Here is a 22869-nt window from a genome sequence, read left to right as displayed (position 1 = left end):
GGATCGGGCGCGGACGCCGGCAGGTGCGCGCTGACCGCGGGGCTCAGCGGGCGTCCACCGGCAGCCCCTCCACGAGCGCGGCCATGTCCACCGCCGCGGGGTCGTCGACGCGGCCGGCCGCCGTCTCCAGTGCGGCGTGGACGGCGGCGGCCAACCGGTCGGAGATCCCGGCCGCGGCCAGGGCGGCCCGGATGAGGTCGACGTCCTTCATCGCTCCCGGCAGCGCGAAGGAGACCGCGTAGTCGCCGTCGATCATCGCCGCGCCCTTGACGCGGGCGAACGGGGCGTCGAGGTGACCGCCCTCGAGGACCCGGAAGAAGTCCTGCGGGTCCAGCCCGAGCCCGCGGGCCAGCGCCACCGACTGCGCGACGCCGGCGACGAGGGTCAGCACCCACGCGTTGCAGACCAGCTTGAGCCGGGTCCCGGCGCCGGCCTCCCCCAGCCACAGGGTCTTGCGGCCGAGCGCGTCGAACACCGGCGCCAACCGCTCGCGAGCGTCGTCCGGACCGGAGGCGAGCAGGACCAGCGCGCCCTCCTTGGCGGGCTTGCGGGTGCCCTGCACCGGGCAGTCGACCAGCACCAGGCCGAGCTCCCGGGCGAGCTCGGCCTGGCGCTCGACGTCCTCGATGCCGACCGTCGAGCACTGCAGCCACACCGTGCCGGCGGCCGGCGCGGCCCGGCGGACCGCGTCGACCACCGCACCGGCGTCGAACAGCATCGTCAGGACGACGTCGGCCCCCTCGGCCGCCGCGGCCGGCGAGTCGCACGCCTCGGCGCCCGGACCGGCCAGCGCTTGCGCCTTGCGACCGTCGCGGTTCCACATCCGCACGGGCACGCCCGCGCGGACCAGCGACCGCACCATCCCGGCACCCATCGTGCCGGTGCCGAGGACGGCGACGACCGGAGCGCCCTGACCCCCGCTCACTCGACCAGCGCCACCGCGCGGGTGGGGCCGCCGTGCGCCCCGCGGACCTTGAGGGGGAAGCCGACGAAGGTGAACCGGCGGTTGACCACCTGGTCGAGGTTGGCCAGGTTCTCGTAGTGGGTGATGTGCTCGCGCCGGCACATCATGTGGATCGGGTAGCTCTTGCTCGCCGGGTTGTCCGGGGTGGGGCTGTCCACGCCGAAGGTCTTCACGCCGCGCTGCACGATCCACTCCGCCGCGGACTCGCCCAGCCCCGCGAAGTCGGTGAGGTACCGCTTGTCCCCCACGAACTTGTTCCAGGTCGCGGTGTGGAACAGCACGATGTCGCCGCGCTGCACGTCGACCGGCGACGCGGCCTCGATCCGGTCGAGGTCCTCGGCGGTGATGTCGGTCTGCGGCGCGAACTCGGTCACGTCCAGGCACACCGCGGGCCCGTAGAACAGCTCCAGCGGCATCTGGTCGATGGTCTCGGCGCCGGGCGCCGGGTCCAGGTGGGAGAACGAGTCCACGTGCGTGGGCCCGTTGTCGTTGAGGATGAACCCGGTGGTCTGGAACGAGAAGCCGCCCTCGAACCGGGGGGCGGTCTCCTCGTGCGTGGCGTGCTCGAACTGCACGGTCTTCAGGTGCCCGGGGTAGACCTTCATCCCCTCGTAGATGTCCTGGGACAGGTCGATGATCTGCATGCGCTCTCCTCGGCAGTGGGACTGACGGCCTCGTCCTGGGAACCGCCCCGAGCTTGCGAGGGGTGGGGAGGACGAGGTCCTTCTGGGGACGGGTGGTGCGGTGGGACGGGGTGGCCCCCTGCAGGGGCCCGCGGCGAGCCGGCGAGTCGTGGGGAGCAGGGGGTCCTTCTAGACGCGCTCCACCGCGCCGCTGAGGGCCGACCGGGTGATCGCCTCGAACGCGCGCACGGTGGCGCGGACGTCGCTCGGCGGGATCGGGTACTCGGCGGTGCCCTCGACGGCGGCGGCGAAGCGCTCGAGGTTGTCGCGGACGGCGGGGCTGGGCGGGACGAACCGGGTGGTCGGCTCGCTGTCCCGGTATCGCGTGGTGACGTCCCACCCGGCCGGGGACTCCGGGTGGGCGCGGTCGCGGATCTCCATCCAGCCCTCCGAGCCGAGCAGGCAGATCCGCCCGATGAACGGCGTGGTCAGGATGGCGGTGATGCTCGCGGTCGCCCCGCTGGCGAAGCCGAGGGTCACCGAGAGCGTGTCGCCGTTGCCGAACGACGTGGCGCGGGTGGCCAGCCGGGCCCACACCTCCACCGGCTCCCCGAGCAGGCCGACGGCGAGGTCGACCAGGTGGATGCCGGTCGCCGACAGCGGGCCGACCGGCGCCTCGACGCTGGACAGCCGCCAGTTGTCCGGGGGCAGCGCCAGGAACTTGTCCTGGCTGAAGTTGCCCTCGAAGACCAGCGGCGTGCCCAGCTCGCCGGAGCGCACCCGCTCCTGCAGCTCCACCACCGGCGGCTCGAAGCGCCGCTCGTGCCCCACGCCCAGCTGGACGCCGGCCGCCGCGACGGCCGCGAGGGCCACGTCGGCGTCGTCCACCGTCGTGCTGAACGGCTTCTCGCAGAACACGTGCTTGCCGGCCTCGGCGGCGGCGACGATCTGCGCGGAGTGGAACCGGTGCGGCGAGCACAGCACCACGGCCTCGACGGCGGGGTCGGCCAGCGCCTCGGCGAGGTCGGCCGTCGTCGGCAGGCCCCGCGCCGCTCCCCGCTCCCGCCCGGCCGGCTGGGGGTCCACACCCACCACCGCCCGGACGGTGCTGCTGCCGGCCAGCTCGTCGAGGACCTTCTGGCCCCACCAGCCCAGCCCGACCACGGCGACGTCCACGGCAGGCCTCAGCCGTCCAGCTTGAGCAGCTTGGCGGCGGTCGCGCTGCGGATCAGGTTCCGGTCCTCGTCGCTGAGGCCCCGGACGCCGTCGATCTGCCCGAGCGGGTCGTAGTGGCCCATGTCGAAGGGGTAGTCGGTGCCGATGACCACGTGGTCGGGACCCATCTGCTGGATGAGGAACTCCAGGTGGACGGAGTCGAACACCAGGCAGTCGACGTAGACCTGCTTGAGGTAGGTGCTCGGCGGCCGGCTGATGTGGTGCCGGCCCTCGGGCCGCAGCTCGTAGGAGTGGTCGATCCGCGAGGAGTAGAAGGGCAGGAACCCGCCGCCGTGCACCAGGCACAGCTTGAGCGCCGGGTGGTCCTCGAGGACGCCGCCGTGGATGATCCGGTTGATCGCGACCGTGGTGTCCAGCGGGTTCCCGATCACGTTGGTCATGTAGTACTTCTGCAGCCGCTCCCCGTGGGTGAAGCCGTTGGGGTGCAGCAGGACGACGACGTCGAGCTCTTCGGCCTTGGCGAAGAACCGCCGGAACCGCCGGTCGTCGAGGTCCAGGCCGAAGACGTTGGTGTTGATCTCCACACCGCGGAAGCCGTACTCGCGGACGCAGTGCTCGAGCTCCTCCACCGCGGAGGACACGTCCTGCAGCGGCACCGTGGCCAGCCCGACGAAGCGGTCGGGGTGGTCGGCCACGATCGAGGCCAGGTTCTCGTTCTGCATCCGCGCGAGCGTCCGGCCGAGCTCGACGTCGGTCCAGTAGTAGTACTGCGGCGGGGCGACCGAGATCGCCTGGACGTCGATCCCCATGGTGTCCATGTCGGCCAGCCGGACGTCGACGTCGGTCAGCTTGGGCATGATCTCGGCGGTGTGCTTGGGCTGGTACTCGTTGGTCTCCGCCCCGGCCCAGTACGAGAACGGCTCGTACTGCGGTTCCATGAGGCCCTTCACGAGCTCCTGGCACGCCGGGGTGAACACGTGGGCGTGGATGTCGACGGTGCGGCCGGACATGGCGTCCTCTCGGTAGGGGATCGGGGTGCGTCGGGTCAGGAGACGGGGGCGTACACGTCGGGCGCCCAGGGCAGGTCGGCCTGCGCGTACTTGGCCGCGCGGACGTCGCCGGAGCGGGCGTGGCCCTCGAACAGCTCGATCCGGGCCGCGCGGCCGCACAGCTCGCCGAGGGCGGCGCTGGCCGCGGGGTCGGTGACCTCCTGGTAGGTCACCGTCCGCAGGTACTTCCCCACCCACAGGCCGCCGGTGTACCGGGCGGCCCCGCGCGTGGGCAGGACGTGGTTGGTGCCGATGACCTTGTCCCCGTAGGAGACGCAGGTCCCCTCCCCGAGGAACAGGGCACCGTAGTTGCGCATCTGCTCCAGCGCCCGGCGCGGCTCCTCGGTGAGGATCTGGACGTGCTCGCTGGCGAACTCGTCGGCCAGCCGGTAGGCCTCGTCCAGGTCGTCCACGACGAGGACCTGCCCGTGGTCCCGCCATGCCGGGCCGGCCATGTCGACGGTCGGCATGTCCGGGAGCAGCCGGTCGACGTGCGCCATCGCCTCCCGCGCGACCGTCTCCGACGTGGTGATCAGGACCGCCGGTGAGTCCGGGCCGTGCTCGGCCTGGCTGAGCAGGTCGACGGCGACGACGAAGGGGTCGGCGCTGTCGTCGGCGACGACGAGGATCTCGGTGGGGCCCGCGAACAGGTCGATGCCGACCTCGCCGAACAGCTGCCGCTTGGCCTCGGCGACGTAGGCGTTGCCCGGGCCGGCCAGCAGGTCCACCTTGCCGATCGTCTCGGTGCCCAGCGCCATGGCGGCGACGGCCTGGACCCCGCCGAGCAGGAAGATCTCGTCCGCGCCGGCCAGGTGCATCGCGGCGACCGTGGCCGCGGGGACCTGCCCGCGGATGGGCGGCGTGCACGCCGTCACCCGGCCCACCCCGGCGACCTTCGCGGTCACCACCGTCATGTGCGCCGAGGCGGTGAGCGGGTAGCGCCCACCGGGCACGTAGGCGCCGGTCGCCGCGATCGGCAGGTGCCGCTGCCCCAGGAAGACGCCGGGCTGCGTCTCCACCTCGAACTCGCGCATCGAGTCCAGCTGGTGCCGCGCGAACGCCGCCACGTTGGCCTGCACCGTCCGCAGGTCGTCGACCACCTCGGGGTCCACGCCCGCGACGATGCGCTCGACCTCCTCGGGCCCGAGCCGGAAGTCCTCCGGGGACCAGGAGTCGAACCGCTCGGAGTACTCGCGCACCGCCTCGTCGCCCCGGGTGCGGACGTCGGCGATCACGCGGGCGACCACGTCGGCCACCTCGGGCGAGCCCTGCCGCGGTGCGGCGTCGGAGGCCCTCTTCTTCAGCTGCCGGATCATCAGGTGTGCTCCAGGTCACGTCGGGGCCTGCATCGTGTTGTGCATACCTAGTCATGTCAAGCGGCCGGTCGGTCGGCGACCGGCGCAGCGCGCCGCCGCGGGCCGTCCGCTCCGTGAAGCCGCAGGTCAGCGATGCGCCAGCGGGCCGATGGCCGGGCGTCCGGCCGGCGCCACGCCCCGCCACCGGGCCCCCGGCCGGCAGTCGGCGATGGACGAGTGCTTGACGTGTACAGGCACTCCCGTGCACAGTTCCGGCCCGTATACGTGGTCTCGGTCACACTCCGGCACGCTCCCCCGGCCGGCTCGCGACCGGGCGCCTGAGCTCCACCGGCCGGCGGCAGGTGCGCCGGCAGTCACCACGAGCGGCACCCGTGCGACGGACGCGGCGGACGCGTCCCCGACCAGAAGGCAGGGAACCCATGGGGAACAGGGCAGGCAGCACCCGGGCGGGGAAGCTGCGCCTGGTGGCCGGGGTGGCCGCGCTCGCGGTCACGGCCACCGCGTGCGCGTCCGGCGGCGGATCGAGTCAGGCGGCCGGCGAGGCGAAGGACGCCAACGGCGTCGTGAACATGGTCATGGCGCCCGACCCGGTCTGGAAGTGGCTCGAGGACCAGGGCATCAAGCAGGAGATGGAGGAGGCCGCCGGCATCCAGATCCTGACCTCGTCGTCCTGGGACGAGTTCGGCGTCTACGCCGGGGGCCACGCCGACGTCATCTCGGCGGCCAGCTACGAGGTGCCCGACCTGGAGGAGGCGACCGGCGAGCCGGCCACCGTCTTCGGCAAGTACAACACCGACCGCAGCATCGTGGCCGTCGGCGCGGACAACCCCGCGCAGACCATCTGCGACCTCAAGGGCCAGAAGATCGCCACGTTCACCAACGTCAGCATCACGCTGATCTGGGGCATGTACGCCAAGGAGAAGTGCGGCCTGGACCTGCGCGCCGGCGGCGGTGACTACGAGCTGGTCGTCACCGACATCCAGAACCTGGCCGACCTGGTGGCCCGCGGGGACGCCGACGCGTGCCTGTGCCTGCCCGACTTCGCCGTCCCGCAGCTGATGGGCGGCCAGATCAAGCCGCTGTACGACAGCCAGGCCGCCGCGCAGTTCTGGGCGCAGAACTACGCCAGCGACTCCTCGGTCCTCACCCACCCGCAGACCAACGTCTTCGTGGCCCGCGAGGCCTGGGTGGAGAAGAACCAGGAGGAGGCGCAGTTCCTGATCGAGCTGTGGGACCGGGGCATCCAGGAGTGGCAGCAGCACCGCGACGAGATCATCGCCGCCTACCCGGAGGACTTCGCCGTCCGCAACCCGGAGGAGATGGCCTTCCTGCAGGACTGGCTGGAGAACAAGTTCGACTGGTTCGTCGACAGCGCCTACATCGACCAGGAGTGGGCCGACGGCGAGATGGAGGTCTTCGACCTCATGCGGGAGACGGGCTTCATCGAGCAGGACGTCGAGGACCCGAACTTCACCACCGACCTCCAGCAGCCCTGACCGACAGCACGACCCGACGAGGGAGAACCATGTCCAACCCCGTGGTCGAGGCGCCCCCGACGGCGCCGGCGGTCACCTGGCAGGAGGGCGAGGAGCAGGCTCGCCGCGCGGCCGCGCGCAACAAGCGCCGGCACCTCGCCCTCCTCCTGGCCGGCTGGGCCGCCATGCTCGGCGTCTGGCAGGTGGCCGCGTACTACCTGCCCTTCGGCACCCTGCCGAACCCGCTCGAGGTCAGCGTCGAGATGTGGGACATCGTCGCCAGCGGTGCCCTCGTGTCGGACTTCCTCGCCAGCGTCCTCAAGACGTTCGCCGGCTTCGGGGTCGCCGTCCTCATCGGCGCCCCGGTCGGCTACCTCATGGGCCGCTACAACTACTGGAAGGCCTTCTTCCTGGACGGCGTGACCGTCGCGGGCACCATCCCGGCGCTCACCTACGCGGTCCTGTCGCTGATCATCTTCGGCCTGTCGGACCTCGGCCCGGTGCTGGCCGTGGCCCTGGTGTCGACGCCCTACGTGGCGCTCAACGTGGCCGAGGGCATCCGGGGCGTCGACCAGAACCTGGTCAAGATGAGCCAGGCGTTCGGCCGCAGCCCGCAGCAGATCCGCCGGGACGTGTTCCTCCCGACGATCGTGCCCTTCCTGTTCGCCGCGGTCCGGATGTCCTTCGCGGTCGCCTGGAAGGTCGAGGCGCTGACCGAGGTGTTCGGCGGCACCAACGGCGTCGGCTTCCAGATCCGCACCGAGTACCAGCTGTTCAACATCACCGGCGTCATCGCCTGGATGGCCCTGTTCATCCTGTTCATGCTGCTGATCGAGCGCCTGCTGCTGCGCAAGCTGGAGCAGCGCGTGCTCGCCTGGCGCCCGGAAGAGAGGGCGGCCCGATGACGGACACGCTCACCCGCCGTCTGTCCCAGGAGGAGATCGCCCGGTCCCGGCCGGCCTGGCAGCGGCGGCTCGGCTCCGACCGGGCGGCCCGTGCCACCTTCTACCTGGCCGCGTTCCTCCTGTGGGTGGTGCTCGCCTGGCTCTTCGAGCGGATCCCCGGCCCGGTGTCGGTGGTCGAGTCGCTGGTCGAGGAGTTCCGCCGGGGGGAGGTGTTCGGGAACTTCGCCGACACCTTCTACCGGTTCGGCATCGGGGTCGGGCTGTCGGTGGTAGTCGGCATCCTCGTCGGCGTCCTCATCGGCCTGTCCCCCATGGCCCGGGCGTTCGGCGAGAGCCTCGTCCTGGTCGGCCTGTCGATCCCCGCGATCATGTGGGCCTTCCTCACGGTCATGTGGTTCGGCTTCGGCCACACCAGCCCGATCGTCACCACGTTCCTGACCGCGGTGCCCTTCGTGATCGTGAACGTGGCCCAGGGCGTCGGGGGCATCTCCCGCGACCTGCGCGACATGTCGGCGTCCTACGGCGTCCCGCTCACCCGGCGGGTGCAGGACCTCGTCCTGCCCGCGGTCGCCGGGTACATCATGGCCGGCCTGCGCTTCGCCGTGATCATGGGCTGGAACGGCGTGCTGCTGGCCGAGTGGTTCGGCGGCTCGGGCGGCGCCGGCTACCGGGCCCGGTACTGGTACGACGCCAACCAGTTCGCCGGCTTCGCGGCCTGGGTGGTGCTCTTCGTCGGCGTGATCATCATCCTCGACCAGCTCATCCTCGAGCGGCTGTCGAGGCGCGCCTTCCGCTGGCGGGACGCCGCCCACTGACCGACCGGTGGGGGGGGGGGGGGGGGGGGGGGGCGCCGCCCCCCCCCCCCCCCCCCCCCCCCCCCCCCCCCCCCCCCCCCCCCCCCCCCCCCCCCCGCCCCCCCCCCCCCCCCCCCCCCCCCCCCCCCCCCCCCCCCCCCCCCCCCCCCCCCCCCCCCCCGCCCCCCCCCCCCCCCCCCCCCCCCCCCCCCACCGTGCTGTCCGGGCCGCTCAGCGCTGCAGGCGCTGGCCGGCGGGCTGCCAGTCCGCCGGCCGGCCCTTGTGGTTGGAGAACTCCACCGACCACCGCCACCAGCTGCGGTCCTCGGCGTGCTCCCAGGCGGTCAGGACGCCGACCTCTCCGCCCGGCAGGACCACCGGGACGCCGTGCAGCTCCGGTCCGGGCCACACCTCGCTGCGGCGGATGCCGTCGTCGCCGAGCTCGAGCAGCGTGAGGGGGGAGTAGTCGCCCTCGCGGTCGGCGTCGGCGCGCAGGACGACGCTGTCGTCGTCGGCGACCACCTCGACGTGCAGCTGGGCGGGCGCGGCGTGCACCAGCACCCGGCGGAAACCGCCGGCGGTCGTGGCCCGGGCGAACTCCAGGCCGTTCATGCCGCCGTCGCGCGACCGCATGTTCCAGGTCCAGTTCATGCCGCCCCCGTACCCGCCGCGCGAGCCGGACCTGCAGACACGCGACGGCGCCGTCCCCGGGGTGGGGACGGCGCCGTCGTGGTGAGGCGCTGGACCGGCCGCCCTTCAGGGGACCTCCGCCTGCGCCTGCGAGGCGTGGGGGGAAGGGCGGTCCTCTCTCAGTGGGCCTTGGCGAGCGTCCCCAGGTAGAGCTCGATGACCTTCGGGTCGTGCATGAGGTTGTCCCCGGTGTCGGTGTAGGCGTTGCGGCCCTGGTCGAGGACGTACCCGCGGTCGCAGATCTGCAGGCACCGCCGGGCGTTCTGCTCGACCATGATGATCGAGACCCCGGTGGCGTTGATCCGCCGGCAGCGGATGAACACCTCGTCCTGGTAGGCGGGGGACAGGCCGGCCGACGGCTCGTCGAGCAGCAGCACCGACGGGTCCATCATCAGCGCCCGGCCCATGGCGACCATCTGCCGCTCGCCGCCGGACAGCGCACCGGCCTTGCCCTTGCGGCGCTCGCCGAGCAGCGGGAACAGGTCGATGACGTAGTCGAAGCGCTCCTTGAACGTCTTCGGCCGCAGGTAGACGCCCATCTGCATGTTCTCCTCGATGGTCAGCGAGGGGAACACGTTGTTGTTCTGCGGGACGTAGCCGACCCCCAGCGACACCAGCCGGTGCGCGGGAGCGGAGGTGATGTCCTCGCCGCGCAGCGTCACCGAGCCCGACCGGACGGGGATGAGCCCGAACAGGGTCTTGAGCAGCGTGGACTTGCCGGCGCCGTTGGGCCCGATGATCCCGACGAGCTCGCCGTCCTGGAGGTAGAAGTCGCAGCCCCGGAGGATGTTGACGCCCGGCACGTACCCGGCCACCAGGTCGTCGGCCCGGACCAGCGCGCCCTCGGCCAGCCGGACGTGCTCCTCCCGGGTCGCGGCCTTCTCCGCGGGGGACAGCGTCGCGGCCGGCGAGGCGGCCTGGTCGGCGCGGGTGAGGTCCTCGCCGGACTCGTCGACCTCGAACAGGGGGTCGCTCATCGGTCGGTCCTCTCCTGGGGCGGGACGTCGGAGCTGAAGACGTCGTCGCCGTCGACGTGCTCCTCGCGGGCGATCTCGCGCTCGGCCTGGGCGAGGACGCGGTCCTCCTCCTCGACGGTGAGCGGGGCGTCGTGGTGGGCGCCGAGGTAGGCGTCGACCACGGCCTGGTTCTGGCTGATCGACTCCGGCGGCCCCTCGGCGATCACCCGGCCGGCGGCCATGACGACCACCCAGTCGCTGATGTCCCGGACGACGTCCATGTCGTGCTCGACGAAGATCACCGTCATGCCCTGCTCGCGCAGGTCCTTGACGTGCCCGAGCAGGCTCTGGGTCAGCGCCGGGTTCACCCCGGCCATCGGCTCGTCGAGCATGACGACCTTCGGGTCGCTCATCAGCGCCCGCGCCATCTCCAGCAGCTTGCGCTGACCGCCGGAGAGGGTGCCGGCGAAGTCGTCCTTCTTGGCGTCGAGCTTGAAGCGGGTGAGCAGCTCCATCGCCTTGTCGGTGTTGGCCCGCTCCTGCGACTTCCAGCCGGGCAGCAGCGCCCCGAAGAAGCTCTCGCCCTTCTGGCCCTGGGCACCGAGCAGCATGTTCTGCAGCACGGTGAGCCGGGACAGCGCCTTGGTCAGCTGGAAGGTGCGGACGACGCCGAGCCGGGCGACCCGGTGCGGCGGCAGGTTGGACAGCGACTTGCCGTCGAAGGTCCACCGCCCGGCGTTGGGCTGGTCGAACCCGGTGAGCAGGTTGAACAGCGTCGTCTTGCCGGCACCGTTGGGGCCGATCAGGCCGGTGATGCCGCCGCGCTGGATCTCCAGGTGCTCCACCGCGACCGCGGTGAGGCCGCCGAAGGTCCGGGTCACGCCGTCCACCACGACGATCGGGTCGGGCTTGGCGACGCCGACCTCCCACGGGACGTCGCGCAGGGCGGCCTGGGCCACCCGCCGCGGCGCGCCGCCGGCGGCCGGGTCGAGGGACGCGGCGTGCGCTCCGCTGCCCGCGGGGGGCTCGGGCTGCCCCGGCTGAGCAGGCGTGGGGTCAGCGGGCATCGAGCATCACCTCTCGTCGGTCACCGAAGATGCCTTGTGGCCGGAAGACCAACAACAGCATGAGCCCCAGCCCCACGAGGACGAAGCGGATCGTCGCGACGTCGGTGGAGGTGAGCAGGCCCTCGGGGATGACCCCGTTGTCGATCAGCGCGCGCAGCCCGGCGTCGGCGAACTGCAGGATGAACAACAGGATCATCCCCCCGATCACCGGACCGAACACCGTCGCGGCGCCGCCGAGGATCAGCGCGGCGTAGGCCAGGAACGTGTTGGCGTTCTGGTACTGGTCGGGGATCGCCGAGCCGGTGCCGACGGCGTAGACCATCCCGCCGAGGGCGCCGAGGATGCCGCCCATGACCAGGGCCTGCATCTTGTAGACGTAGACGTTCTTGCCGAGGGCGCGGACGGCGTCCTCGTCCTCACGGATGGAGCGGACCACGCGGCCCCACGGGCTGCGCATGAGCGCCCAGATGAGCAGGCAGGACAGGAGCACCAGCACCCAGCCCACGAAGGCGACCCACAGCTCACCGCCGGACCAGCTGGTGCCCAGGATGCGGTAGCGCTCGTTGGTCGCCCACGGCGCGAGCGCGAGGAAGTCGCCGTTGAACGCCGAGATGCCGCGGGTGCCGTTGGTCAACGGCGTGGCCGAGACGGACCGGAAGAGCAATCGCAGCCCCTCCGCCGCGGCGATGGTGACGATCGCCAGGTAGTCCGCCCGCAGCCGCAGGGTGGGCAGACCGAGCAGGAGCGCGAGGACGACCGCTGACAGCAGGCCGATCGCGACGCCCACCCAGAAGTCCAGCCCCCACTTGCTCACCGAGATGGCGATGCCGAACCCGCCGAGCATGGCGAAGGCGATCTGGCCGAAGTTCAGCAGGCCGGTGTAGCCGAACTGCACGTTGATGCCGACGGCCAGCAGGACGAAGAAGATCGCCTGGAAGCCCAGGGCGGCCTTGCCCGCGACGGCGAGTGCGTTGATGACTTCGCTCAAGGGTCAGCCCACCCGGACGCGGCTGCCCAGGATCCCCTGGGGCCGGATGACGAGGATGACGATCAGCAGCAGCAGACCGCCGACGTACTTGACGTCGTTGGGGATGACCAGCGTCGACATCTGGACGAAGACGCCCACGACGAGGCTCCCGATCAGGGCGCCGTAGGCGGTGCCCAGCCCGCCGAGCGTGACGCCGGCGAACATCAGCAGCAGCAGCCGGAAGCCCATGTCCCACTGCACCTGGTCGGAGAGGCCCAGCAGCACCCCGCCGAGCGCGGCGAGGCCCCCGCCCATCATCCAGACGACCAGGATGACGCGGTTCACGTCGATCCCGGAGGAGGCGGCCAGGTCGCGGTTGTCCGCGACCGCCCGCATGGCCTTGCCGATCTTGGTGCGCTGCAGCATCAGCGCGACGAGCACCAGGACGACGATCGAGATGACGATCGAGGTGAGGTCGGCGTTGGTCAGCCGGAACAGGCCGTAGTCGACCGCGCGGCCCCCACCGACACCCTGGTAGGGGTTGGACCGGCCGCCGTAGACCAGCTGGATGAGGTAGCGCAGGGCCAGGGACAGGCCGATGGAGACGACCAGCGCCGCGATCAGGCCGGTGCCGCGGCGGCGCAGCGGCCGCCACAGCGCCAGCTCGTTGAGGGCGCCCACCGCCGCCCCGACCACCATGGCGATCAGCGCGGCCGGGATCAGCGGGACGCCGCCCCGGACGTTGATGAACCACGCGACGACGGCGCCGATCGTGACCAGCTCGCCGTGCGCGAAGTTCGTCAGCCCCGTCGTCCCGAAGATGAGCGACAGGCCCACCGCGCACATGGCGATGAGCAGGCCGAAGCGGATGCCGTCGACCAGCAGCTGGACGGCGCGGACGGTGCTTCCCCCGCCCTCCCGGCTGCCGTCGTTGAGGCCGATGATGACCGCCTGCCGGCGGCCCTCGTCCACGGTCACCGTGCGGTTGTCCTCGCCGGCGAGCTGGACGTTCTCGGGCAGGTCGTCGGCGTTGAGCGTGACGACGTACTCGCCGGGCCCGGGCAGGTCGACCTCCCAGCGGCCCTGCTCGTCGGTCTCGACGGAGTCGACCTCCTGGCCGTCGGCCGTGGTGACGGTCATCTCGACGCCCTCGATGGGCCCGCTGCGGCTGGTCTGCAGCGTCCCGGCGACCTGCTCGCCCTCGGCCTGGGCGATGCCGGGTACCACCGCGGCGAGCCCGAGGCCGAAGACGGCGACCAGGAGCAGCCGGACCAGGTAACGGCGCCGGGTGGGGGGACCTGACCGGCCCGCGGACCCGGCGGGGTCCCCGGGTGGAGCCGGTCGTCGACCGTGCCGTCGGACACGGCCTGGCGCGTGCGTCACTCGACCTCCCTGGGCGTGCTGAGTGCGGGGGACCCTAACCCGGCTCTGTTTCCAGTCGCTGTCCTCACCGCGACCTGTGACCTTTCCGCGACACGCCGCGCCTGTCACCCCCGCCGCCGGAGCGGCGCGCCGCCGTGCCCGCGGGCCGTCGGGGGTGCACTCTGCTGCCACCGTCCAGGGGAGGACTCCGGTGCCAGGATCCGGTTCGAGGTCCCTCGTCACGACGCGCGCGGCGCGTCCCGACGACCTGCCTGCCGTCCTCGCCCTGGTGCGCCAGCACCGGGCCGAGGCGCACGCCGAGGGGGTGCTCACCGGGCAGACGCCCGGCGCGGCCGCGGCGGCCGGCTTCCGCCGGCTGCTCGCCGATCCCCGGCACCGGGTGGCGCTGGCCGTGCTCCCGGGTCCCAACGCCCCCGACGGCGGGGTGCGCGGCGAGCTCGTGGTGGGGCTGGCGATCCTGGGGCTCGACCCGCTCTCGGTCGTCCTCGGTGTCCCGCAGGTGACCGTCGACAACCTCGTCGTCCACCGCGAGCACCGCCGTCGCGGTGCCGGCGCTGCGCTGCTGGCGGCCGCCGTGGCCTACGCGACCGAGGCGGGGGCCGACCACGTCGTGGCCGCCGTCGGTGGGCACGAGGCCGAGCGGCAGCGGTTCTTCGCGCGCATGGGGTTCGCGCCGCTCACCACACGGCGGATCGTGCCGCGGGAGACCCTGGCCCGGGCGTTGTCGTCCTGGCAGCGGGGCGGGGTGACCGTCCCGGTGCCCCGCCGTCCCCCGGTGCGTCGCCGGCCGCTCGCGCGGGTGGTGCCGGTCGCCGACGCCGCCGAGGGCTGAGGGGGCCACCGCTCGCGCGGCCGGGCCTGTCGGCGGCCGCCGCTAGCCTGCCGCCATGCCGGAGCAGGTGACCCCCTTCCTCATGTTCACGGGCGAGGCAGAGCGCGCCCTCGAGCTCTACACGTCGCTGTTCGACGACTCGCGCGTCCTGACCCTCACCCGCTGGGGAGCCGACGGGCAGGGCGTGGAGGGGACGGTGGAGCAGGCCACCTTCGCCATCGCCGGCCAGGTGTTCCGCTGCTTCGACAGCCCCCCGGTGCACGCCTTCACCTTCACGCCGTCCTTCTCGATCTTCGTCGACGCGGCATCGGCCGAGGAGCTCGACCGGCTGTTCGCGGGCCTCTCCGACGGCGGCGCCGTCCTGATGCCGCTGGACGACTACGGCTTCAGCCGCCGCTTCGGCTGGGTGAACGACCGCTTCGGGGTCTCCTGGCAGCTGAACCTCCCGTAGCGGCCAGGTGCCGCGCGCCGCTACCAGGAGGGCGTCGCGTCGCCGAGCATGCAGGTCAGCCGGGCGGTCGCCGTGGGGCGGCCGGTGTCGTCGCTGACCTCGACGCGGAAGGTGGCCAGCGTCCGGCCCCGCCGCACAGGCGTGGCGACGGCGGTGACCGTCCCGCTCGTGGCCGCCCGCAGGTAGCTGACGTTGAGCTCGACGCCCACGCAGCGGCGCCCCGGGCCCGCGCCCAGCGCGGCGGCCCAGGAGCCGACCGTCTCCACCAGCGCGCAGGTGGCGCCGCCGTGCAGCAGCCCGGCCGGCTGCTGGTTGCCCTCGACCGGCATCGTCGCGACCAGGTGGTCGGGGTCGTAGTCGGTGATCTCGATGCCCAGCTTCTCGTCGAGCGGGCTGGAGAACCCGGGCGGCAGCCAGTCGGGGCGGGCGAGGGTCACCCCGGCACGGTAACCGGCCGCGGCCCCGCTGCAGGGGTCCGACCCGAGCGTGCGAGGGGCGGGGGGCAGCGGGGTCCTTTCTCTAGGATCGGCCCCGATGTCCGCTCCGGTCTCCGCCCCCGCGTCCAGCCCCACCGCCCCGACAGATGCCGGGGTGCGCCCGCGGCTGCTGCTGCTCGACGGGCACTCCCTGGCCTACCGCGCCTTCTTCGCCCTGCCGGTGGAGAACTTCTCCACCACCACGGGCCAGCCGACGAACGCCGTCTACGGGTTCACGTCCATGTTGATCAACATCCTGCGCGACGAGCAGCCGACGCACCTCGCGGTCGCCTTCGACGTGGGCCGCAAGACCTTCCGCAGCGAGATCTATGCGGAGTACAAGGCCAACCGGGCCGAGAGCCCGACGGACTTCCGCGGCCAGGTCAGCCTGATCCAGGAGGTGCTCGGGGCGCTGCGCGTGCCGGTCATCACCGCCGAGGGCTTCGAGGCCGACGATGTGATCGCCACCCTGACGGTGCAGGCGGTCGAGCAGGGCATGGACGTGCTCATCGCCACCGGCGACCGCGACGCGCTGCAACTGGTCAACGAGCACGTCACGGTGCTCTACCCGCGCAAGGGGGTCTCCGACCTCACCCGGTTCACGCCGGAGGAGGTCGAGGCCAAGTACGGCCTCACGCCGGCCCAGTACCCGGACTTCGCCGCGCTGCGGGGCGACCCCAGCGACAACCTGCCGAGCATCCCGAGCGTGGGGGAGAAGACCGCCGCCAAGTGGGTGCGCGAGTACGGGTCGCTCGACGCGCTGGTCGACCGGGTCGACACGGTCAAGGGCAAGGTGGGCGAGAAGCTGCGCGAGCACCTGTCCTCGGTGCTGCAGAACCGCCGGCTGACCGAGCTCGACCGGAACGTGGCGCTGGACCTCGGCCCGGCCGACCTCGCCGTCCAGCCGTGGGACCGCAACGAGGTGCACACCCTCTTCGACAACCTGCAGTTCCGGGTGCTCCGGGAGCGGCTGTTCGCGACGCTCACCAGCGCCGAGCCGGAGGTCGAGGGCGGCTTCGACGTCGTCGTCGACGAGGTGCCGGCCGGCGGGCTCGGGGCCTGGCTGGACGAGCACGCCCGGACCGGGCGCACCGGCGTCATCTTCCGCGGCACGTGGGGCCGCGGCACGGGGGAGCTCACCGGTCTCGCGCTGGCCGCCGCCGACGACCACACCACCTTCGTCGACCTGGGCCCCGGCCTCGACGTCGCCGACGAGCAGGCGCTCGCCGCGTGGCTCGCCGACCGGGACCGGCCCAAGGTCGTCCACGAGGTGAAGGGCCCACTGCTGGCCGTCTGGGCCCGCGGCTGGGAGCTCGAGGGCGTGGTCAGCGACACCGCGCTCGCCGCCTACCTGGCGATGCCCGGCCAGCGCTCGTTCGACCTCGCCGACCTGGCGGTGCGCTACCTGCGCCGGGAGCTCAAGGACACCGCCGCCGAGGAGGCGCAGCTGACCCTCGACGGGATGGGCCCGTCGGAGGACGACCTCGCCCGCGAGGCGGCCACCGCCGACGTGCTCAAGGCCGTCGCGGTCAACGACCTGTCCGACGCGCTGGAGTCGGTGCTCGGCCAGCGCGGCGGCGACCACCTGCTGGGCGCGATGGAGCTGCCGCTCACCTTCGTCCTGGCCCGTATGGAGCAGCGCGGGATCGCCGCCGACCTGGAGTTCCTGCAGGAGCTGCAGCGGGAGTTCGCCGAGGGCGTCGCGGCCGCGGCCGCCGAGTGCTACGCGGTCATCGGCCGCGAGGTGAACCTGGGCTCGCCCAAGCAGCTGCAGGCGGTGCTCTTCGACGAGCTCGGCCTGCCGAAGACGAAGAAGATCAAGTCCGGCTACACCACGGACGCCGACGCGCTCACCTGGCTGCTCGAGCAGACCGGTCACCCGTTCCTCGAGCACCTGCTCCGTCACCGGGACGTCACCCGGCTGCGCACGGTCATCGACGGCCTGATCCCGATGGTCGACGACGGCGGCCGCATCCACACCACGTTCCAGCAGACGATCGCCGCCACCGGCCGGCTCTCCTCCACCGACCCGAACCTGCAGAACATCCCGATCCGCACCGCCGAGGGCCGCCGGATCCGGCAGGCGTTCGTCGTCGGCTCCGGCTACCAGACGCTGATGACGGCGGACTACAGCCAGATCGAGATGCGGATCATGGCCCACCTCTCCGGCGACGCGGGCCTGATCGAGGCCTTCACGTCGGGGGAGGACCTGCACTCCTTCGTCGCCGCGCGGGCGTTCAACATCCCGATCGAGGACGTCGACCCGGAGATGCGCCGGCGGATCAAGGCGATGAGCTACGGGCTGGCCTACGGGCTGTCGGCCTACGGCCTGTCCCAGCAGCTGCGCATCTCCACCGAGGAGGCGCGCGAGCAGATGCACGCCTACTTCGAGCGATTCGGCGGCATCCGCGACTACCTCGACAGCGTCGTTGACGACGCCCGGCAGACCGGCTACACCGAGACGACGCTGGGCCGGCGCCGGTACCTGCCCGACCTGACCAGCGACAACGGGCAGCGGCGCCAGATGGCCGAGCGGATGGCGCTCAACGCGCCCATCCAGGGCTCGGCCGCCGACGTCATCAAGGTGGCCATGCTGAACGTGGAGAAGGCCATCGCCGCCGAGGGGCTGCGCTCGCGGATGCTGCTGCAGGTCCACGACGAACTCGTGCTCGAGGTGGCGGCGGGGGAGGAGGCGGCCCTGGAGGCGCTCGTCCGCCGCGAGATGGCCGGTGCCGCGCAGCTCTCGGTGCCGCTGGAGGTCTCGGTCGGCTTCGGCGCCAGCTGGGACGCCGCCGCGCACTGAGCGGCCCCGTCCCGGGGCCCGCCCTGAGCCTGCGTAGGGCGGGGAGGACGGGGCCCTCACTGCCTCGCAGGCTCGGCGCGGGACCCTGCACCGCGGCCGAGGACGGGGTCCTGCTGCTTCCGGAGGGCGGAGGGCGGGTTGACCCCCGCCGCCCCCTCGGCGACGTTCGGTGCGTGACCGACGACACAGTGCTGGTGGTGGGCGCCGGGCCCGTGGGCATCCTCAACGCCCTGGGCCTGGCCCGGGCGGGCATCCCGGTGACGGTGCTCGATCGCGCGCCCGACGTCGTCATGTCGCCGCGCGCGGCCGTCTACCACTGGGCGGTGCTCGAGGGGCTGGACCGGCTCGGCGTCTACGAGCAGGCCGCCGCCCGCGGCTTCCTCAAGCAGGACTACGAGTACCGGGCGCACCGGACGGGGGAGCGGGTCCGCTTCGGGCTACAGCCACTGGAGGGCGTCGTCCCCCGGCCGTACAACCTGCACCTCGGCCAGGGCGCCCTCGTTCAGCTGGTGCTCGCCGAGCTGGCCGCGTACGACTCGGCCACGGTGCTGTGGCAGCACGACGTCGTCGAGGTCGCCCAGGACGACACCGGGGTCACCGTCGTCGCCGAGACGCCGGCGGGGCGCCGGTCGCTGCGGGCCGGGTGGCTGATCGGGGCCGACGGCGCCCGCAGCGGCGTGCGCCGCGCCCTGGGCATCGACTTCGAGGGCTTCACCTGGCCCGAGCGGTTCGTGGCGACCAACGTCCGCTACCCGTTCCAGGACGGCGGCTTCGCGCAGACCACCTTCGTCGTGGACGACGAGTTCGGCGCCGTGATCGCGAAGCTCGACGACTCGCACGGCGGCGGTGTGTGGCGGTACACGTACTGCGAGGACGACGCCCTGCCCGAGGAGAGCGTCCGCGACCGGATGCCGCGCTTCTTCGACGCGGCGCTCGGGGACGGCGACGGCCCCGAGCTGGTCGAGTTCGCGCCGTACCGCATGCACCAGCGCGCCGCGACCCGCTTCCGGGAGGGGCGGGTGCTGCTGGCCGGCGACGCCGCGCACGTGACCAACCCGACCGGCGGCCTGGGGCTGACCGGCGGCCTGTTCGACACCTTCGTCCTGCAGGAGGCGCTGGCCGCGGTGATCCGGCGGGAGGCCGACGAGTCGGTGCTCGACGTCTACGCCGCCGAGCGACGCCGGGTGTTCGTCGAGCTGGTCAGCCCCACCGCGTCGGCCATCAAGCGCTCGATCTACCACGCGTCGCACCCGGACGGCGTGGAGCAGACGATGGCCGGGCTGCGCCCGCTCGAGCACGACCGCGAGGCGCTCCTGGAGCGGCTCATGCTGACCAAGCGGATGGAGACGCCGTCCCTGGTCGGGGTCCGGTGAGCGCCCCGCACGAGGTCGCCGAGCCCGTGCACCGCCGCCGCGGCGCGTTCTGGCTGCCCGGCGACCTCACGGAGGACGCCGGCGGCCCCGGGCAGCTCGGCCCGGCGTGGGTGCAGTGGGAGGCCCCGGCCGAGCTCTCCGGCCTGCCCCCGGTGGTGCTCGTGCACGGCGGCGGCAGCCAGTCGACCGACTGGCTGGGTACGACGGGGGGCCTTCCTGCGGGACGGCGGCGTGCGGGCCGACCAGCTGGAGCTGGCCGCGCACGGGGTTCCGGGCAACGGCACGGCTTCGCCGCCGAGGCCAAACAACGCGCGGAGCTGGGCACTGGTCGCCGCGTGGCTCGCGGAGACGGCCCCGCCGCCGGCCGGCTGAGCCCCCACCCTCCAGCTGAGGTGGAGGGTCAGGGTCGGCGGCAGACCAGGACCAGCGTGCCCGGGACGAGCGCCCCGCGCTCCGGCGACCACTGCCCCCACAACTGGGTGCGGCCGGGCGTCCACTCCGGCTCGACGAGGTCCTCCAGCGCGAACCCGGCGCCGACGACCGCGCGCACCCAGTCGCCGACCGTGCGGTGGTGCTCCACGTACACCGCCCGCCCGTCGTCGTCGGTCTCGACGTACGGGGTGCGGTCGAAGTAGGAGGAGACGATGCGCAGGTCCTCGGGGTCGGGGGAGTCCGGGAAGGGCCAGCGCATGGGGTGGTTCACCGACGCGACGAAGCGCCCGCCCGGGCGCAGCACCCGCGCCACCTCGCCCAGGGCGCCCTCGACGTCGGCGACGAACGGCAGCCCGCCGTAGGCCGAGCAGGCGAGGTCCACGCTCGCCGAGGTCAGCGGCAGCGCGCCGACGTCGGCCTGGACCAGCGGGACGGGGGTGCCGGTGGACCGGTTGAGCTCCGCGGCGCGGGCCAGCATGCCGCCGGAGAGGTCCAGCGCGACGGCCTCGGCGCCCGCCCGGCGCAGCCAGCGAGAGCAGGGCGCCGACCCGCAGCCCACCTCGAGCACCCGGCGGCCCGCGACGTCCCCGAGCAGGTGCGCGTCGCTCTCCCGAAGCCCCTCGGGGCACCAGAGGAAGTCGACGTCGCCGAGGTCCGCGCCGTGCTCGGCGAGGTAGGCCGGCGCGGCGGCGTCCCACCAGCGGCGGTTGGCCCGGACCGACTCCGCGGCGCCGGCCGGCCGCCGGGTCACGCCGCCCGGAGCCGGGTAGCCGTCGTCGGCGAGCGGCAGACCGGGGGGATGCGGCGGGATGTCCATGACACGCCGATCGTGACACGCCGGGGCCCCCGGAGGGGGCGCGCACCCAGGTGGACCCACTCCTCCGGACGTCCGTACCATGGGGAATGCGCCAGAGGTCTGTCAGTGCTGTCCCCGTCGGGGGTCGGCGCGCGCCGGTCTCCCCGCTCCCCGCGGTCACCCGGCCGCGGGTCGTCCTGTCCCTACTCCACCCCCGTCCGGAGCACTCGACCACATGACCTCCACCCAGGTCCGTCCGAACAGCACTCCCCAGGTCGCCGTCAACGACATCGGCACCGAGGAGGACTTCCTCGCGGCCATCGACCAGACGATCAAGTACTTCAACGACGGCGACATCGTCGAAGGCGTCATCGTCAAGGTCGACCGCGACGAGGTGCTGCTGGACATCGGCTACAAGACCGAGGGCGTCATCCCCTCGCGGGAGCTGTCCATCAAGCACGACGTCGACCCCAACGAGGTCGTGACCGTCGGCGACGAGGTGGAAGCCCTCGTCCTCCAGAAGGAGGACAAGGAAGGCCGCCTGATCCTGTCCAAGAAGCGCGCCCAGTACGAGCGCGCCTGGGGAACGATCGAGGCGAAGAAGGAAGCCGACGAGGTCGTCACCGGCACCGTCATCGAGGTCGTCAAGGGCGGTCTCATCCTCGACATCGGCCTGCGCGGGTTCCTCCCCGCCTCGCTGGTCGAGATGCGCCGCGTCCGCGACCTGCAGCCCTACGTGGGCCGCGAGCTCGAGGCCAAGATCATCGAGCTCGACAAGAACCGCAACAACGTCGTCCTCTCCCGCCGTCAGTGGCTGGAGCAGACCCAGTCCGAGGTCCGCAGCGAGTTCCTCAACAAGCTCGCCAAGGGCCAGGTCCGCACCGGCGTCGTCTCCTCGATCGTCAACTTCGGTGCGTTCGTGGACCTGGGCGGCGTCGACGGTCTGGTGCACGTCTCCGAGCTGTCCTGGAAGCACATCGACCACCCGTCCGAGGTCGTCGAGGTGGGCCAGGAGGTCACCGTCGAGGTCCTCGACGTCGACCTCGACCGCGAGCGGGTCTCCCTGTCGCTGAAGGCGACGCAGGAGGACCCGTGGCGTCAGTTCGCCCGGACCCACCAGATCGGCCAGGTCGTCCCCGGCAAGGTCACCAAGCTGGTGCCCTTCGGTGCGTTCGTCCGCGTCGACGAGGGCATCGAGGGTCTGGTGCACATCTCCGAGCTGGCCGAGCGCCACGTGGAGATCCCCGAGCAGGTCGTGCAGGTCGGCGACGAGATCCTGGTCAAGGTCATCGACATCGACCTCGACCGGCGCCGGATCTCGCTGTCGCTCAAGCAGGCCAACGAGGGCGTCATCGGCGAGGAGGACCAGTTCGACCCGGCGGCGTACGGCATGGCCGCGTCGTACGACGAGCAGGGCAACTACATCTACCCCGAGGGCTTCGACCCGGAGACCGGGGAGTGGCGCGAGGGGTTCGAGGCGCAGCGCGACGAGTGGGAGCGGCAGTACGCCGAGGCCCAGGCTCGCTACGAGGCGCACCGCAAGCAGATCGCCGACGCCCGCGCGGCCGACGCCGAGGCTGCGGCCGGTGGGAACTACTCCAGCGGCGACACCGCTCCGAGCGACACCTCCGGCGGCACGCTCGCCAGCGACGAGGCGCTCGCGGCGCTGCGCGCCAAGCTGGCCGGCGGCGAGTGACCGTCCTCGGCTGAGCTGAGCGACACCTGAGGCGGAGGCCCGGGACCCTGCGGGGTCCCGGGCCTCCGTCGTCCGCAGGTCGGCCGGCAGGCGGGGCGGACGGCAGGCACGAGAGAGGGCCGGGGGACGTGCGTCCACGGGCCCTCTCTCGTCGTTCACGCGGGCTCCCGGCCCCCTGTGGGGACCCCACCGCGGGCGCGGCGCAGGGAGTGCTCTACGAGCGGGCGGGATCCCAGCTCAGAGGCTGAGGATGATGGCGAACGCCGTGCGCGGCCGGCCGCCGGCCTGGGCGAGGAACTGCCAGGTGTGCCGCCCGGCCGGGGCGGTGGCCGACAGCCAGCGCATGAAGGCGTTGCGCGGGCGGACACCGGCGTTGCGCTCCAGCCGCTCACGCACGGCCGGCAGGTCGGTGCACCGCACGCCGGCGGGACGGTTCGCCCGGTGTCGGCCGGGGCCCCGGCGAACAGCTGCGGGGGCCGACGAGGGAGCCGCGTGGGCGGATCTGGACATGGTCGGTTCTGCCTCTCTCGGCGGGGAAGTGCGCCGGGGACAGAGTTGCCGACGGGACGCGTGTGACTGGAGCGACGCGCCGGGCGGGACGGACGGGTGTTACCGGTCCGTGACCGTGCACCGCACGGTGGCTAC

General features: G+C 72.8%; 21 protein-coding genes. 8 read left to right on the top strand and 13 right to left on the bottom strand.

What is annotated here, in order from left to right; all coding sequences use genetic code 11:
- Positions 1–43: 43 nt before the first annotated feature.
- From ACI789_RS05205 to hisD, 5 genes are all read right to left on the bottom strand, one after another.
- Positions 44–925: an NAD(P)-dependent oxidoreductase gene (locus tag ACI789_RS05205; protein ID WP_457007031.1), complete on the bottom strand. Its 882-nt coding sequence runs from the start codon at positions 923–925 to the stop codon at positions 44–46.
- Positions 922–1608: a cyclase family protein gene (locus ACI789_RS05200; protein WP_457007030.1), complete on the bottom strand. Its 687-nt coding sequence runs from the start codon at positions 1606–1608 to the stop codon at positions 922–924. The genes ACI789_RS05205 and ACI789_RS05200 overlap by 4 nt, the downstream gene beginning before the upstream one ends.
- Before the next feature lie 168 nt (positions 1609–1776).
- Positions 1777–2763: a Gfo/Idh/MocA family protein gene (locus ACI789_RS05195; protein WP_457007029.1), complete on the bottom strand. Its 987-nt coding sequence runs from the start codon at positions 2761–2763 to the stop codon at positions 1777–1779.
- A gap of 8 nt (positions 2764–2771) precedes the next feature.
- On the bottom strand, positions 2772–3773 hold the full coding sequence (locus tag ACI789_RS05190; RefSeq protein ID WP_457007028.1) for an amidohydrolase family protein: 1002 nt from the start codon (positions 3771–3773) through the stop codon (positions 2772–2774).
- A gap of 35 nt (positions 3774–3808) precedes the next feature.
- Positions 3809–5128, bottom strand: coding sequence for a histidinol dehydrogenase (gene hisD / locus ACI789_RS05185; RefSeq protein WP_457007027.1), 1320 nt, complete (start codon positions 5126–5128; stop codon positions 3809–3811).
- A gap of 419 nt (positions 5129–5547) precedes the next feature.
- Between hisD and ACI789_RS05180 the strand changes: the two genes are divergently transcribed.
- Genes ACI789_RS05180 through ACI789_RS05170 form a run of 3 tightly spaced genes read left to right on the top strand, consistent with a single transcriptional unit; the run spans position 5548 to position 8323 of the window.
- Positions 5548–6624, top strand: a complete 1077-nt coding sequence (locus ACI789_RS05180) for an ABC transporter substrate-binding protein (protein WP_456917692.1) — start codon at positions 5548–5550, stop codon at positions 6622–6624.
- Between the two features lie 29 nt (positions 6625–6653).
- Positions 6654–7508, top strand: a complete 855-nt coding sequence (locus tag ACI789_RS05175) for an ABC transporter permease (RefSeq protein WP_456917693.1) — start codon at positions 6654–6656, stop codon at positions 7506–7508.
- Positions 7505–8323 carry an ABC transporter permease gene (locus tag ACI789_RS05170; protein ID WP_457007026.1) on the top strand — a complete coding sequence of 273 codons (819 nt, stop codon included), beginning with the start codon at positions 7505–7507 and terminating at the stop codon, positions 8321–8323. Before ACI789_RS05175 ends, ACI789_RS05170 begins: the two co-directional genes overlap by 4 nt.
- 210 nt (positions 8324–8533) lie before the next feature.
- On the opposite strand, the gene ACI789_RS05165 is transcribed toward ACI789_RS05170, so the two are convergent.
- The 5 genes from ACI789_RS05165 to ACI789_RS05145 all read right to left on the bottom strand — a co-directional run bounded on the left by ACI789_RS05165 (position 8534) and on the right by ACI789_RS05145 (position 13209).
- Positions 8534–8953, bottom strand: coding sequence for a DUF7712 family protein (locus tag ACI789_RS05165; RefSeq protein ID WP_457007025.1), 420 nt, complete (start codon positions 8951–8953; stop codon positions 8534–8536).
- A 158-nt stretch (positions 8954–9111) separates the two neighbouring features.
- Positions 9112–9969 carry an ABC transporter ATP-binding protein gene (locus ACI789_RS05160; RefSeq protein WP_456920602.1) on the bottom strand — a complete coding sequence of 286 codons (858 nt, stop codon included), beginning with the start codon at positions 9967–9969 and terminating at the stop codon, positions 9112–9114.
- Positions 9966–11015 (bottom strand): ABC transporter ATP-binding protein, encoded by a 1050-nt coding sequence (locus ACI789_RS05155; protein WP_457007024.1) that lies wholly within the window; start codon positions 11013–11015, stop codon positions 9966–9968. The genes ACI789_RS05160 and ACI789_RS05155 overlap by 4 nt, the downstream gene beginning before the upstream one ends.
- Entirely contained in the window at positions 11005–12003 is a 999-nt protein-coding gene (locus ACI789_RS05150) for a branched-chain amino acid ABC transporter permease (RefSeq protein WP_457007023.1), read from the bottom strand. Before ACI789_RS05150 ends, ACI789_RS05155 begins: the two co-directional genes overlap by 11 nt.
- A 3-nt stretch (positions 12004–12006) precedes the next feature.
- Positions 12007–13209 carry an ABC transporter permease subunit gene (locus ACI789_RS05145; RefSeq protein ID WP_457007022.1) on the bottom strand — a complete coding sequence of 401 codons (1203 nt, stop codon included), beginning with the start codon at positions 13207–13209 and terminating at the stop codon, positions 12007–12009.
- A 346-nt stretch (positions 13210–13555) separates the two neighbouring features.
- On the opposite strand from ACI789_RS05145, the gene ACI789_RS05140 reads away from it, so the two are divergent.
- Both ACI789_RS05140 and ACI789_RS05135 read left to right on the top strand, forming a co-directional pair.
- Positions 13556–14197, top strand: a complete 642-nt coding sequence (locus tag ACI789_RS05140; RefSeq protein WP_457007021.1) for a GNAT family N-acetyltransferase — start codon at positions 13556–13558, stop codon at positions 14195–14197.
- A 55-nt stretch (positions 14198–14252) separates the two neighbouring features.
- Entirely contained in the window at positions 14253–14648 is a 396-nt protein-coding gene (locus ACI789_RS05135) for a VOC family protein (RefSeq protein WP_457007020.1), read from the top strand.
- A gap of 20 nt (positions 14649–14668) precedes the next feature.
- Here ACI789_RS05135 and ACI789_RS05130 read toward each other — a convergent pair whose 3' ends face one another.
- Complete coding sequence (locus ACI789_RS05130) at positions 14669–15085, bottom strand: PaaI family thioesterase (RefSeq protein ID WP_457007019.1); 417 nt, start codon at positions 15083–15085, stop codon at positions 14669–14671.
- Between the two features lie 97 nt (positions 15086–15182).
- On the opposite strand from ACI789_RS05130, the gene polA reads away from it, so the two are divergent.
- Together polA and ACI789_RS05120 are read left to right on the top strand one after the other, a co-directional pair.
- Complete coding sequence (polA, locus tag ACI789_RS05125; protein ID WP_457007018.1) at positions 15183–17927, top strand: DNA polymerase I; 2745 nt, start codon at positions 15183–15185, stop codon at positions 17925–17927.
- Between the two features lie 173 nt (positions 17928–18100).
- Positions 18101–19300 (top strand): FAD-dependent oxidoreductase, encoded by a 1200-nt coding sequence (locus tag ACI789_RS05120; protein ID WP_457007017.1) that lies wholly within the window; start codon positions 18101–18103, stop codon positions 19298–19300.
- 400 nt (positions 19301–19700) lie between these two features.
- On the opposite strand, the gene ACI789_RS05115 is transcribed toward ACI789_RS05120, so the two are convergent.
- The gene (locus ACI789_RS05115; protein ID WP_457007016.1) at positions 19701–20549 is read right to left on the bottom strand and encodes a class I SAM-dependent methyltransferase; all 849 of its coding nucleotides are present in this window, start codon (positions 20547–20549) and stop codon (positions 19701–19703) included.
- Between the two features lie 214 nt (positions 20550–20763).
- Here ACI789_RS05115 and rpsA point away from each other — a divergent pair, with 214 nt between their 5' ends.
- Positions 20764–22224, top strand: a complete 1461-nt coding sequence (gene rpsA / locus ACI789_RS05110; protein WP_457007015.1) for a 30S ribosomal protein S1 — start codon at positions 20764–20766, stop codon at positions 22222–22224.
- Positions 22225–22461: 237 nt separating this feature from the next.
- Here the strand turns inward: rpsA and ACI789_RS05105 are convergent, their stop codons facing one another.
- A complete protein-coding gene (locus ACI789_RS05105) occupies positions 22462–22644 on the bottom strand; it encodes a hypothetical protein (RefSeq protein WP_457007014.1) in 183 nt (60 codons plus the stop codon).
- Between the last annotated feature and the right edge of the window lie 225 nt (positions 22645–22869).

The organism is Geodermatophilus sp. SYSU D00965, assembly GCF_054050075.1.
The sequence above is the reverse complement of the archived record's forward strand: the minus strand, read 5'-3'. Positions and strand labels throughout refer to the sequence as shown.